At 68.2% G+C, this 12,162-nt stretch carries 12 protein-coding genes and 1 pseudogene; 5 read left to right on the top strand and 8 right to left on the bottom strand.

Annotation, left to right across the window (positions count from 1 at the left end):
• Positions 1–39 precede the first annotated feature (39 nt).
• Positions 40–750, bottom strand: a complete 711-nt coding sequence (locus BLT45_RS17535; protein WP_139188052.1) for a DUF6445 family protein — start codon at positions 748–750, stop codon at positions 40–42.
• Between the two features lie 145 nt (positions 751–895).
• Here BLT45_RS17535 and BLT45_RS17530 point away from each other — a divergent pair, with 145 nt between their 5' ends.
• Complete coding sequence (locus BLT45_RS17530) at positions 896–1,447, top strand: DUF6630 family protein (RefSeq protein WP_093303994.1); 552 nt, start codon at positions 896–898, stop codon at positions 1,445–1,447.
• A gap of 10 nt (positions 1,448–1,457) precedes the next feature.
• Here BLT45_RS17530 and BLT45_RS17525 read toward each other — a convergent pair whose 3' ends face one another.
• On the bottom strand, positions 1,458–2,630 hold the full coding sequence (locus BLT45_RS17525) for a cytochrome-c peroxidase (RefSeq protein ID WP_254771947.1): 1,173 nt from the start codon (positions 2,628–2,630) through the stop codon (positions 1,458–1,460).
• 2 nt (positions 2,631–2,632) lie between these two features.
• Positions 2,633–5,203, bottom strand: a complete 2,571-nt coding sequence (locus tag BLT45_RS17520) for a TonB-dependent receptor plug domain-containing protein (protein ID WP_093303991.1) — start codon at positions 5,201–5,203, stop codon at positions 2,633–2,635.
• A 198-nt stretch (positions 5,204–5,401) separates the two neighbouring features.
• Here BLT45_RS17520 and BLT45_RS17515 point away from each other — a divergent pair, with 198 nt between their 5' ends.
• Positions 5,402–5,824 (top strand): VOC family protein, encoded by a 423-nt coding sequence (locus BLT45_RS17515; protein ID WP_093303987.1) that lies wholly within the window; start codon positions 5,402–5,404, stop codon positions 5,822–5,824.
• A 95-nt stretch (positions 5,825–5,919) separates the two neighbouring features.
• A complete protein-coding gene (locus BLT45_RS17510) occupies positions 5,920–6,321 on the top strand; it encodes a hypothetical protein (RefSeq protein WP_139188051.1) in 402 nt (133 codons plus the stop codon).
• Between the two features lie 32 nt (positions 6,322–6,353).
• On the opposite strand, the pseudogene motB reads toward BLT45_RS17510, so the two are convergent.
• Together motB and motA are read right to left on the bottom strand one after the other, a co-directional pair.
• A pseudogene (gene motB, locus BLT45_RS17505) lies at positions 6,354–7,355 on the bottom strand (flagellar motor protein MotB); the annotation flags it as partial.
• Positions 7,356–7,364: 9 nt separating this feature from the next.
• Positions 7,365–8,219 (bottom strand): flagellar motor stator protein MotA, encoded by an 855-nt coding sequence (gene motA, locus BLT45_RS17500; RefSeq protein ID WP_056880755.1) that lies wholly within the window; start codon positions 8,217–8,219, stop codon positions 7,365–7,367.
• Positions 8,220–8,383: 164 nt separating this feature from the next.
• On the opposite strand from motA, the gene BLT45_RS17495 reads away from it, so the two are divergent.
• Together BLT45_RS17495 and BLT45_RS17490 are read left to right on the top strand one after the other, a co-directional pair.
• Positions 8,384–8,779 (top strand): BlaI/MecI/CopY family transcriptional regulator, encoded by a 396-nt coding sequence (locus BLT45_RS17495; protein WP_093303974.1) that lies wholly within the window; start codon positions 8,384–8,386, stop codon positions 8,777–8,779.
• A gap of 1 nt (position 8,780) precedes the next feature.
• Positions 8,781–10,688 (top strand): M56 family metallopeptidase, encoded by a 1,908-nt coding sequence (locus BLT45_RS17490; protein WP_093303967.1) that lies wholly within the window; start codon positions 8,781–8,783, stop codon positions 10,686–10,688.
• Between the two features lie 9 nt (positions 10,689–10,697).
• Here BLT45_RS17490 and BLT45_RS17485 read toward each other — a convergent pair whose 3' ends face one another.
• Genes BLT45_RS17485 through BLT45_RS17475 form a run of 3 tightly spaced genes read right to left on the bottom strand, consistent with a single transcriptional unit; the run spans position 10,698 to position 12,152 of the window.
• On the bottom strand, positions 10,698–10,988 hold the full coding sequence (locus BLT45_RS17485; RefSeq protein WP_093303962.1) for a DUF4031 domain-containing protein: 291 nt from the start codon (positions 10,986–10,988) through the stop codon (positions 10,698–10,700).
• Positions 10,985–11,392: a DUF3037 domain-containing protein gene (locus BLT45_RS17480; protein WP_093303958.1), complete on the bottom strand. Its 408-nt coding sequence runs from the start codon at positions 11,390–11,392 to the stop codon at positions 10,985–10,987. The genes BLT45_RS17485 and BLT45_RS17480 overlap by 4 nt, the downstream gene beginning before the upstream one ends.
• Positions 11,379–12,152, bottom strand: a complete 774-nt coding sequence (locus tag BLT45_RS17475) for a HipA family kinase (RefSeq protein WP_093303954.1) — start codon at positions 12,150–12,152, stop codon at positions 11,379–11,381. Before BLT45_RS17475 ends, BLT45_RS17480 begins: the two co-directional genes overlap by 14 nt.
• Positions 12,153–12,162: the final 10 nt, after the last annotated feature.

The raw sequence follows: 12,162 nt of genomic DNA, 5'->3' as shown, positions 1-12,162 counted from the left end.
TGCGTGCTTCGGGAGCGCAAGAATACCCGAAGCGCGGCATCACCACGCCACGCGCGGACGGCTGCAGGTGAATGCGGCCGTCAGGCTGAGGCGGCCGGTGCGCGGATCGGCCGCCAGCCGCGCGGGCTCCGCGATGTCCGGGGCGTGGAAACTGGCGCCGTCATGGAAAACCAGGCGGTTCCAGCGCGCCGGCACGTTCAGCGCGTCGGCGAAGTTGGCGCTGGCGCCGTGCGGATAACCGGCGCTCACGCCATGGCGGTGCGAGAACTCGTCCGGCGCCAGCGCTTCGGCGTCGTGCTCCATCCGCTCGATCTGTTGCGGCGACACCCGCGGCACGAAGAACCGCAGGCCACCCAACGCTTCGTCCCGGAACAGGAACAGCTCCGCCAGCACGATGCAGTGGCCGGGTTCGAACGCACGGATGCGCCGCGGACTCCAGTGAGGGGGCGCGAGGGCCTGAGGCGACGAGGTGTACAGCGAAAGCCGGCTCGCGCCGAACAGCGTGCGCCGCGCACCGAGCGGGCGCCGGGCGTGCTCGCGGAAGACGTCGTCCAGCAGGCCGGTGAACTCGTCGGGCAGGCGCAGCTGCACGCCCGGGAACTGGTTCGCATGCGCCTGTTCGAAGTCCTCCCGGTAGGCGTGCGCGAAGGCGGGCAGGCGCTCCGGGCCGACCAGCGCATCGTCGATGACGACACAGTGGCGTCCGTCGCCGATCGGCACCGTCCTGGCCACGGCACGTGGGTTGAACATCGCCGGCTCCGGCAGGCCGGCCCGCGCCGGCGGTGCCACGATAGAACGCCGGGCCCGCGAACACCACGCCGCCGGTCCGCCGGCCACGCCGCCGCCGCCGGCAACGCGTACCATCACACCCGTTCCCTGCCGCACGCGTATCGCCATGCATCCCGACAACGAATTCGATCCCGACGACAACTTCCGCCATGCCTTCGACGACGAAGACGACATGGACCTGGACGATACCGAGGCGCTGGTGTGGAACCTGCTGGTCCTGATCAATCCGGGCGATGAGGAAACCGCGCTGCGTCAGTTCGCGGCCTACCGCGACGCCACCGGCGAGGAAGGCCTGGAGGCGGATCAGGTCCTCTGGGCGCTGAAGGATGCGATCGACTGGACGTCGGGGTTCTACGTGGATGGGAAGGACGCGGAGTCCTTCGTCGATTGCGTCAACCAGCTCGCCGCGCGCTATGCCATCGAGATCGACTGGGGCGGCGACACCAGCGACGAGGACTTCATGGACGAGATCGAGGTGCCGGTGCTGATGGCGACCGCCTACGATCGCCTGCGCGAGCATGGCTACACGCTGTGGAACTGGAACACCGGCGGCGATGCTTATGCCGGCTGGATGGCACTGCGCCGCGACGACGAGGGCATGCAGCAGCTCGCTGCGGTGATGGGCGTGGAGCTCCGGCCCGGTAGCGACGCGTTCTAGCGGATCGGCATCACAGCGTCCGCAGGAATTCGGTGATCGCCTCGAGTTCCGTCTTGTGCAGGTCCAGCGGCTTGAGCAGCGGATCGACCTGCGGGAACAGAGGGTCTTTCGATTGCTCCGGCTTGCGCCCCGGCCGCGGCATGCCGACGTTGTACATGTTCACCACGCCGCGCAGTTCCATGAAGCCACCGCTGTGCATGTACGGTCCGGTCTTGCCGACGTTACGCAAGGTTGGCGTGCGGAACTTGCCGCTGTCGGCGGGATCGCCGGTCACGCGGTAGCGCCCCAGGTCTTCCTTCGAGCGCCCGTAGAAGTGCAGACCGAGATTGTGGAAGCGGTTGTCCGTCAGTGCGGGGCCGCTGTGGCAGTTCATGCAGCGCGCCTGGGTGCGGAACAGGTGCAGGCCCCAGAGCTGCTGGTCGTCCAGCACATCGCGCTGGCCTTCGAGGAAGCGGTCGAAGCGGTTGAAGCGCGGCACCAGGCTGCGCTGGTAACTCGCCAACGCCTGCGCGACACGCACCATCGTGACCTTGCGCTCGCCGAACACGCGCGCGAACGCGACGGCATAGTCGGTCTCGCGGTTGAGGCGCCTCTCCAGTTCGCGCGGGGTGAAGGCCATCTCTGTGGAGTCCTGGATCGGGTGCAGCGCCTGCGCCTCCAGCGTCGCCGCGCGTCCGTCCCAGAACAACGGAGACGAGAATCCCGCCATCGACACATTCAAGGCGTTGCGCTTGCCCGCCTGGCGATCGTGGCCGAACGACACGCTGCGGCCATCGCCCCAGCCCAGTTGCCGGTCGTGGCAGCTGGCGCAGGCGATCTGGCCGCTGCGCGACAGGCGCGGGTCTTCGAACAGCCGCTTGCCCAGCGCGATCTTGTCCGGCGTCTGCGGATTGTCGGACGGTGCCGGCGCGGCGTCGGGCAGCGGTGCGAGTTCCTGCCAGGCCGCGCCGGCATCCACGGTCGGCGCCGGCCATTCGGCGATGGGTCGCGCGTACACCCGACGCAGGCAATCGATATCGATGCGCGGCGCGCTGACGGCGATGCGCTGGCGGCATTCGGCGAGGGTGGGGGCTGTGGGTATCGGAGCGTCGTCGACGCGTGCCTGCGCGATCCCAGCGCCCAGCCACAGGCCGGGCATGGGCAGGAACAGGACGAGGGCGATCAGGCGACGTGTCTTGCGCATGACTAGAACCGGTAACCCAGTTCCAGCCAGTAACTGCGGCCCGGTTCGTACAAGGCGGCGTAAGTCGAGCCGCTGATCCGGTTGGCGCGGTTGAGGGCATTCTGTACTTCGATGCGCGCGTAGATCTGTTGCTCGTGGGGAAGATCGAAGGCGTACTCGACGACGGTGTCCCAGGTGAAGCTGTGGGGGTAATCCACCTGTTCGAAGACCTCGATGCGATCGCCCTGGTAATCCTCGTAGCCCACCTGGCTCACGCCGAGATAGCCGGCGCGATAGCGCAGGAAGTTGCTCCACAGCAGCCCCCAGGCCTCGATCCGGGTCTGCGTGGCCAGTCGTGCCGTCCACGGGCGGTTGAAGCTGTCGGCGGGAATATCGTACGCACGCATGATGTCGCCCTCGTACCGCACGATGGCGTTGTAGTCGGTCTCGTCGTAGTTGGTCGAGTAATCTTGGTACGACCCGGTATAGGCTCGCCGGGTGTCGGTGTAGTCGAACGCGAGTTGCGCGGTGCTGGTGCTGGGCCCCCATTGCCATGGCCGACGGGCGCCGATGCTGAGCGTGTAGGTGTCGCTCTCGGCGCGCCCGACGTTCTGGTACTCGTACACATTGGCCGAGTAGTAGCCACTGGAATCGCCACTGGCGACGCGCACGCGCATGACTTCATCGCGGTTCTCGCGGCGGACGTACTTGGCATTGAGGTCATAGTTCCCCCATGCCTGGTTGAAGCCCAGGCTGAGCTCGTCGCTATGGGGAACGTCGAGTTCCTCAAATCGCGTTTGCGTGGTCGACTGCACCGGCGCGCTCCAGACCAGCGCGTTCCCCCCCGTCGCCACGCGCGACTGGCTGGTCTCGAGGCGTTCACGGCCTTCGCGCAGCTTGTAGGCGAAGAAATTGCGGCCGTAGTAGCGGTTCGCGCCTGCCGTCAGCAACGATTGCTGGTTGCCGAACAGGTCCCACGACATCGCGAAGCGTGGCGCGATGGTGGTCTGCTCGGTCAGCGTGCTCCCGTCCACGCGTACGCCAGGACGGAAGCTCCAGTTGCCGGCGCGGATGTCGTCCTGTGCAAACGCGGCCCAGTCCGTGGATTCGGCCTCGAAGTAGCCTGCGTGGTAGGTCGTCAGGCGGGATAGGAACTGGCCGCGGCCATTGAAGCCGCGTGCCGGCGCCAGCGAGCAGGTGACGGTATCGACGACGCCCCGGGCGTCCGTGCAGGTGGACGTGGCGAGGGGTGAGATCCACGCGTAGTGGTCGTTAAGCCGGCGATACGTGGCTTCGCGTCGGGAGGCCTCCGCGCCGAACTGCAGTCGGTGCTGGGTGTTCCCGAAAGAGATCGCATCACGGTCCGCGATGAACTTGTAGGCCAGGGTGCGATTGGTCTGGTCCACGTTGCCCCAATTGCCCTCGGTACTCAGGCCGGATGCACTGGGATTCGTGCCCCAGTTCTTGTCCTCCGACCAGCGCCAGCTGCGCCAGAAGTCCACGTCGCTACGACGCGAACTGTCCAGGTCGGAGTAGCTGAGGGTGTTGCCCAAGGTCCAGGCGCCGTGGTCCAGCGTAGCGCGCAGGCTGATGATCGGGCCGCCTTGCTTCAGGTCGAACCAGGAATCACGCGCGTTCTCGATGAAGTACGTCTCGTCGGTCGGCGCATAGACGACGCTGCCGCTCAGGGTCAGCCCAGTGTCGTTCTTCCAGTCGCCGCGCAGGCTGTAGCTGGTGTTCTCGCGGATGGTGTCCTTCACGGGCTCGTCGAACTCGGGCGTCCGCCCGCCCGAATGGGCACGCAGCGGGATTTCCGAGCGCGTACGGTTGATCGTGCCGATCAGGCCGATGCCGGAGGCGGTCCGCCCTTCCAGGGTCAGGTTGGCCTGGTGCTTGTCGTAGATGGGCTGGTTCGCGAGGCTCGAGGACTCCTCGAAGACCTGGCGGTAGTCATCGTTCACATGCACTTCGTTCCAGACCGAGCGGGTCATGCGGAATGACAGCTTGCCCGAGAACGCATCCTTGGCCTGGCGGGTCTCCGCATCGACGACGCCACCATTGAAGCCGCCGTAACTCGCCGGCACGTTGCTGTCATAGACGGTGAGGCTGCCGATCAGGCTGGTGTCGATCGCGATGCCCTGCGTATGGCTCGGCGGATCGGCGAAATGGTTCGGGTTGTTGCTGGCGGGGTCGAGGTCGTTGTTGAAGCTTGCGCCGTCGACCACGAAGGCGTTCTGGTAGTACAGGCCGCCGTTGATGCTGATCTCGGCGGGCCGGATCTCGCCCATGTTGCGTGAGTGGGACGCCGTATCGTCGAACTGCACGTTCGGGTTGATCCGCAGCAATGTCGCGATATCGCCATTGCCCTTGGCCTGCTCGTCGATGTAGCGCTCGTCCAGCATCAGGCCTTCCTGATACGGGAACAGGCGCTGGCCGATGACCTTCAGCGTATCGAGCGTCGTGGGCTTGAGATATTCCGGCGTGGTCGCCGGCGGAACGGCGGTGGCCGGAGCGGGCGTGTCGGAGGATGCGGCGTCAGCCGCGTGCGCGCCGGCGGACAACGCCGACAGGATCGCCAGGGTCAGAAGTTTCATCGAGTTCTCGGAGCGAGTGGGGGCCCGGAGGGCACGTTCCGCTGGCGGTGAGAACTTCTATGAAGCGACTCGGTGCTGGCTGATCGGCGCGGATTGTGCGCGCTCCGTTCAGCTGCGTCAACGCCGTGATGTCGCACCCGATGTCGAAATCGCGTCCCCCGGATCGTCGCACCTGCAACCCTCCAGGAGTTGTCTCCGATGACGCGGCCTTTCGAAGTCGAGCGGATCGACCACCTCGTCCTGCGCGTGCGCGATCTCGCGCGCAGCCTCCGTTTCTACGGCGACGTGCTGGGCTGCCAGGTGGTGCGCCAACGCGAACACCTGGGCCTGGTGCATCTGCGCGCGGGCGCTTCGATGATCGATCTGGTCAGCGTCGACGGGACGCTGGGCGCGCGTGGCGGGGCAGCGGCGGGCGAGGAGGGACGCAACGTCGATCACCTCTGCCTGCGCATCGAGCCGTTCGACGAGGCGGCGCTGCGTGCGCATCTGGCGCGCTTCGGCATCACGCCGGCGCCGGTGGCGATCAACTTCGGCGCGGAAGGCGACGGGCCCTCGCTCTATTTCGACGATCCCGATGGCAACACCATCGAGGTGAAGGGGCCTGCTTCGAGATCGCCATGACGTTGCGTACTACGGCTTGCGTGGAGAAGCATGCGGATGCACGCTTCGGGAGGGATGCAGGCCTTACGGAGGGGCGCATGAAAATGAGGGGATGCGTGGCACTGGTCATTCTGTTGGCATCCGGGGCCGCCGTGGGCGAGCGCGGCGGCGTGCTCTCTCCCTACGACATCCTGCCGGGTCAATGGGGTTGGAGCAGCGCGGACTGCAAGCGCATGCCGGCGAAGATCAGCTTCGCCAAGGGTGGGAAGCGGATGCACATACGGCAGCCCACCGAGCTGGAGGGGCCTATCGAATTGAAGCTGACCAGCTACACGGTCACCGGCAGGAATGGCAATGCGCTTGCGATGCGCATGGACGGCGAGGATCGGCGTGACGACGCGGGCAACCTGGTGTCGTGGGACGCGGTTGTCCTGGATCAGGACACCTATTGCTGGCGACGCAGCGACTGGGGACCGCGCGACTGCACCAAGCGTCTTACCCGCTGCCCCGCCGGCTGAGGGTGCGCGGGTCGTAAGTCCATGCGGCGTCAGGGCGCTGCGCTGTCCTGTGCGTTGGCCGCCGGTGTCGGCGCCGGTGCTGAGGTCGCCGTCGCCTGCACCGGCGCGTCGGGCATCGCGGTGTCGGCGTCGGGCTTCGGTGCGCCGGGGGCGAGCAGCTGGCCTTCGCCCTGCATCGCTTCCTCGGCGGCCTTGGTCATCACCACGATGCTGATGCGGCGGTTGATCGGGTTCTGCGGGTTCTGCTTGTCGAACAGTACCGACGACGACAGGCCGACCACGCGCGACACCTTGTCCTCCTGCATGCCACCCACCACCAGCGCGCGGCGTGCGGCGTTGGCGCGCTCGGCGCTGAGTTCCCAGTTGGTGTAGCCGCGGTTGGAGGTGTACTGCGTCGTATCCGTGTGGCCGGTGATGCTGATGTGGTTCGGCACCTGGTTGATGAAGCCGGCCAGCTCGGCGAGGATCGCCTGCGTGTAGGGCTTCAGCACCGTGCCGCCGAGATCGAACATCGGGCGGTTCTGCTGGTCGACGATCTGGATGCGCAGGCCTTCCGGCGTCAGGTCGAGCAGCAACTGGTCCTTGAACGGCTCCAGCGCCTGGCTCTTGCCGATGGCTTCCTGCAGCGCCTGCATCAGCGTCTCGAGCCGCTGCTTCTCCTGCGCCTTCTGCTGTTCCTCGGAAACCTGCTGGGCATCGCCCGGCGGCTTCTCGAACGGGTTGTCGCTCTCGCCCTTCGGCAGGTCCATCGTGCCGCCGAGCTTGATCATCGACGTGCTCGCGCCGCCCGGGCCGGCCGGGCCGGGTGCGGGGGAGAAGCTCTTGCCGCTCAGCGGGCTGGGATTCCGGAAATACTCCGAGATCGCCGCGCGGTCCTTGTTGGTGGTGGCGCCCATCAGCCACATCACCAGGAAGAACGCCATCATCGCGGTCACGAAGTCCGCATAGGCGACCTTCCACGAACCGCCGTGATGGCCGCCGCCGGCGACCTTCTTGACCCGTCGGACGATGATGGTGGGGCGTTGCTCGCTCATCGCCGTGGCTTACTTGTTGGCCTTCAGGTGCGCTTCGAATTCCGCAAACGGCGGACGCACATCGGAGGGCAGGGTCTTGCGGGCGAACTCGAGCGCCACGGCGGGGTTGTAGCCGCGCAGGCAGGCCAGCAACGCCGTCTTCACCGACTCGTACATGCGGCTGTCCTGCTCCACCTGCGCTTCGATCGCGGCGGCCAGCGGCGAGACGAAGCCGTAGGCCAGCAGGATGCCGAGGAAGGTGCCGACCAGGGCGGCCGCGACGTGCGCGCCGACCGCGGCGATGTCGCCGCCGATCGAGCCCATCGTCACGATGATGCCGAGCACCGCGGCCACGATGCCGAAGCCGGGCAGGCCGTCGGACACTTTCTGCAGCGCATGCGCCGGCGCCATCGCTTCGTGGTGGTGCTTCTCCAGTTCCAGCTCGAGCAGCGGCTCCAGCTCGTGCGGTTCGATGTTGCTGCCCACCATCAGGCGCAGGCACTCGGTCAGGAAGTCGAGCAGGTGGTGGTCGGCGAGGATCTTGGGATATTTCTGGAACAGCGGGCTGTTGGTCGGGTTCTCGATGTGCTCTTCCAGCGACATGAAACCGTCGCGGCGGGCCTTGTTGAGCATCTCGTGGATCAGCGTCAGCACGTCGAGGTAATCCGACGACTTGTACTTGGCGCCCTTGAACACCGACAGCGTGGCCGAGATCGTGCTCTTGACCACCTTGGTCGGGTTGCTGGCCATGAAGGCGCCGAGCGCCGCGCCGCCGATGATGACCAGCTCGAAGGGCTGCCACAGGGCGCCGAGCTTGCCGTGCGAGCCGAGGTAGCCGCCGATCACGCTCAGGGTGACGATGATGAAGCCGACGATGATGAGCATGGCGACATTGACGCAGGGGTGGGGTTTCCTCTGGATCGGCCTGTCACCCGGTTTCTTGAGGGGCGACCGTTCGTCGGGGCCGGGCCGGGAGTGACCTTCGGCAGGGTTGACTACAGTTGTCGTCACGGGCATGTTGACGACAACTGTAGTCATGAGGCGATTCCATGCCCGGCAAGGCCCGCAAGTCCATCGGCGACCAGGAACTGGCACTGCTGCAGCACCTGTCCGAACACGGCGAGGCCAGCGTCGGCGAGGTCGCGGGCGCGTTCGGCGAGCCGCGCGGTCTGGCCCGCTCCACCGTGCTGACGATGATGGAACGGCTGAGGGCCAAGGCCTATCTGCGCCGCCGGCCGGTGGACGGCGTGTACCGCTACGCCCCGGTGGCCCAGTCCGACGACGTCATGCGCAGCGCGGTCGGCAGCTTCGTGGAGAAGACCCTGCAGGGCTCGCTGTCGCCGTTCGTGGCGTGGATGTCGCAACGCTCGGAAGTGAGCGACGACGAACTGGCCGAACTGGAGGCGCTGGTCGCCAACCTGCAGTCCAAGCGGAAGGAGAGCTGACATGGGCCTGGAAGCGTTCGCCGACCTGGTCGCCTCGCGCCTGCTCGCCGTCGGCGGGCAAGCCGTCCTGCTCGCGGCCCTGGTCTGGGCGCTGTGCCGGTTCCTGCCGCGGCTCGATGCCCGCACCCGCGCCTGGCTGTGGTGGTTGGTCGCCACGCAGATGGTGGTGGGGCTGTTCTGGCATGCGCCGGTCGGATTGCCGTTGCTGCCCGCCGCGCCTTCCGCGTCCGTCGCGGTGCAGGCGGTTCCGATGACGGTCGATGCTGCGGCAACGACCGCCTCCGTCGCATCGGCGGCCACCGCCACGCTCCCCCCGGTTGCCCAGGACGCCGGACTGCAATTCGGCTGGCCGGTCTGGCTGCTGGCCGCCTGGCTTGCCGGCGTGACGGTCATGCTGCTCAACACCGCGCGACAGTGGATTCGCCTGCGCGGACAGCTGGCGCGCGCGATGCCGTGCACCGATCCGCGCGCGACGGCAGAGTACGCCGCACTCGGTCGCCATCTCGGCCTCGACACGTTGCCGGCACTGCGCGTCAGCGACGACATCGAGTCGCCGATGCTGGCCGGGCCCTGGCGCCCCGTGCTGCTGCTGCCCGCGGCCGGCCTGGCGCGGATGCGCGGCGACGACCTGCGCATGGCGCTGCACCACGAACTCGCCCACCTGCAGCGTCGCGATCTGTGGTGGGCATGGATGCCGGCCCTGGCGCAGCACCTGTTCTTCTTCCATCCCGTCGCCCACCTCGCCGCGCGCGAGTACGGCCTGGCCCGCGAAGTCGCCTGCGACGCCGCCGTGCTGGCCGACGAGCGCCACGCGCCCCACGACTACGGCCGCCTGCTGGTGAAGCTGGGCGTCGCCACCGCACCGTCGCCGGCGCTCGCCGGCGCCTCCCCCACGTTCCGCATCCTCAAGAGGAGACTGCTCATGCTCCAGCACACCGCATCGCCCCTGCGCAGCAGCGCGCTGGCCCTGACCATCGGTCTGGTCCTGTTTGGCGCCGTTCCGTACCAGGTCACCGCCAGTGCACCGGTGGCGCCCGTCGCGCCGGTGCCCGCGGCCGCCGCGACGAACGCAACGGCCCCCGTGGCCGCCACCGCCGCAACGTCGGCCACCCCCGCCGCGGCGCCGGTCGCAGCGACCGCGGCCACGCCGGCCGCTCGCCCGGCCGCCGCACCGCGCGCCATCGTCGCGGCGAATGGCTACGCCGTTCCCGCGCCTCCGCCGCCGCCTGCAGTGCCGGCCGTGCCCAAGGTGGCCCCGCCGGCGCCGCCCACCCCGCCCGCACCCCCGAAGCATCCCGGCCACAGCAGCACGAGCAGCACGCAGGTGATCAACATCGATCGCGAGGGCGGTGGCGATGCCTATGTGCTGATCGACGGCAACGAGGTCACGATGGCCGGCCGCAGCGACGACATCGTCACCGCCCGCAAGCAGCAGCAAGGCAGCGCGCCGGTGCTGTGGGTGCGCCAGGATGGCAAGCAGTACGTGGTACGCGACACGGCCACCCTGAAGCAGATCAAGGCCGCGCACGCACCGATGGAAGCCCTGGGTGCGCAGCAAGGCAAGCTGGGCGAACAGCAGGGCGCGCTCGGCGAACGCCAGGGTGCGCTGGGTGAGAAGCAGGGCGAGCTCGGCGTGAAGATGGCCGCCATCGCCACCGAACAGGCCTCGGCCGCGATGCGGGGTGGACAGGGTCGTCAGGTGGAGTTCGATCGCAAGATGGAAACGCTGGCACGGGAGCAGGACGCCCTGGCGAAACGGCAGGAGGCATTGGCCCGCCAGCAGGAACCGCTCGCGCGCCAGCAGGAAGCGCTTGGCCGTCAGCAGGCGGCCGCCGCGATGCGGATGCAGAGCGATGTGGATCGTCTGGTCGGTGAGGCCATCCGCACCGGCAAGGCCAAGCGTCTCTGAGCCTCGCGGTCAGTCGTCCGCGGGCAGCCCGCTCCACTGGGAGCGGGCGATGCGGATGATCGTGCGGACCTGGTCGCGGTCCTGATGACGGGAAATCGCGACGGCGCCGAGGCGTAGCGCCTCGGCGCGCAGTTCTTCGGTGAGGTCGTAATGCGCGCCGCTGCGCTTGTCCTGGAAGGCGCGGCGCGGCATGCCCAGGCGCGCCGCCATCGCATGCAGCTCGTCCAGCGTGTCGGCCATCATGTGGGCCCAGCGGCGGCCGCGCCAGAACGTGACGGCATCGTCCACGTAGACGCTCATCGCGGCGCGGTGGCTTTCGGCGGCCGCACCATGCGGTCCATCAGGTGTTCGAGCGTGGCCGGCAGGTCGCCGCAGCGGCCCATGTGCACCGGCGAGGTCTGGATGATCGAGCTGCGCTTGGCGGTGAGCCAGTGGAAGCGCGCGCGCGGCGGCAACAGGCCGATCGGCGCCGCCGCTTCGCCGCCGCGGCAGATCGCCGGGATGGTCTCCAGGTGGCGGCGCAGTGATTCGATGTCCAGCCCGGGGTCCAGCATGCGCAGGCGCGCTTCATCGAGTTCGATGCGCGCTTCGAGGAAGCCCGCGCGCTCGCACGACAGGATGATGCCGACGTTGACGAACTCCTCGCGCTCCACGCGCGGGACGACGCGGATCACCGCGTAGTCGTAGGTGTCATGTGCGTGCACGGATCGCCTCCTGCACGAAGGCCTCGCGCTGCGCGAGGCGCTGTACCAGGTACGCGACGTAGGCCGCGCGCTGGGTGGGGGCATCGCCGAAGCGGTCCGGCCCTTCCAGCCACGCATCGGGCACGTCGGCGACGACGTCGGCGATGGTGGCCTCCGTCAGCCTGGCCGCCATGGCGGCGTCGACCTCGGCCAGCCGCGAGGCCCAGCGCAGCAGCACGTGATCGCGGATCAGCGGGAACGGCTTGCCGGCGCCGGCCAGATCGCCGTCCCAGCCGTGGTGGAAGTACAACGCCGCGCCGTGGTCGATCAGGTACAGCTTGCGGTGCCACATCAGCAGGTTGGTGTTGCGCGCGGTGCGGTCGACGTTGCTGATGAAGGCGTCGAACCAGACGATGCGCGAGGCCAGCTCCGGATCGGGCTGTTCGGCGACCGGGTCGAAGTTCACCGCGCCGGGCAGGTAGTCCATCGCCAGGTTGATGCCGGCGCTGGCCTTGATCAGGTCCTGGATCTCCGGGTCGCCTTCGGTGCGGGCGAGGTCGGCATCGAGCGCCATCAGCGCCAGGTCCGGCATCGGCAGCTGCAGGGCGCGGGCCAGGCCGCCGGCGATCACCTCGGCCACCAGCGCCTTAGGCCCCTGGCCGGCGCCGCGGAACTTCAGGACGTAGAGGCCGTCGTCGTCGGCTTCGACCACGGCGGGCATGGAGCCGCCTTCGCGCAGCGGGGTGACGTAGCGGGTGGCGGTGCGGAGGGGAAGCGTCATCAGGCCGCTA

The sequence above is a fragment of the Pseudoxanthomonas sp. CF385 genome (genome assembly GCF_900104255.1).
Classification (GTDB): domain Bacteria; phylum Pseudomonadota; class Gammaproteobacteria; order Xanthomonadales; family Xanthomonadaceae; genus Pseudoxanthomonas_A.
This window is presented reverse-complemented; position numbering and strand designations above follow the sequence as displayed.

Bases quoted from the DNA above. Each gene is read 5' to 3' on its own strand.
- BLT45_RS17515 (WP_093303987.1), top strand. From the start codon at position 5,402: ATGACGCGGCCTTTCGAAGTCGAGCGGATCGACCACCTCGTCCTGCGC.
- motA (WP_056880755.1), bottom strand. From the start codon at position 8,219: ATGCTCATCATCGTCGGCTTCATCATCGTCACCCTGAGCGTGATCGGC.
- BLT45_RS17475 (WP_093303954.1), bottom strand. From the start codon at position 12,152: ATGACGCTTCCCCTCCGCACCGCCACCCGCTACGTCACCCCGCTGCGC.
- BLT45_RS17525 (WP_254771947.1), bottom strand. From the start codon at position 2,630: ATGCGCAAGACACGTCGCCTGATCGCCCTCGTCCTGTTCCTGCCCATG.
- BLT45_RS17490 (WP_093303967.1), top strand. From the start codon at position 8,781: ATGGGCCTGGAAGCGTTCGCCGACCTGGTCGCCTCGCGCCTGCTCGCC.
- BLT45_RS17535 (WP_139188052.1), bottom strand. From the start codon at position 750: ATGTTCAACCCACGTGCCGTGGCCAGGACGGTGCCGATCGGCGACGGA.
- BLT45_RS17485 (WP_093303962.1), bottom strand. From the start codon at position 10,988: ATGAGCGTCTACGTGGACGATGCCGTCACGTTCTGGCGCGGCCGCCGC.
- BLT45_RS17520 (WP_093303991.1), bottom strand. From the start codon at position 5,203: ATGAAACTTCTGACCCTGGCGATCCTGTCGGCGTTGTCCGCCGGCGCG.
- BLT45_RS17495 (WP_093303974.1), top strand. From the start codon at position 8,384: ATGCCCGGCAAGGCCCGCAAGTCCATCGGCGACCAGGAACTGGCACTG.
- BLT45_RS17530 (WP_093303994.1), top strand. From the start codon at position 896: ATGCATCCCGACAACGAATTCGATCCCGACGACAACTTCCGCCATGCC.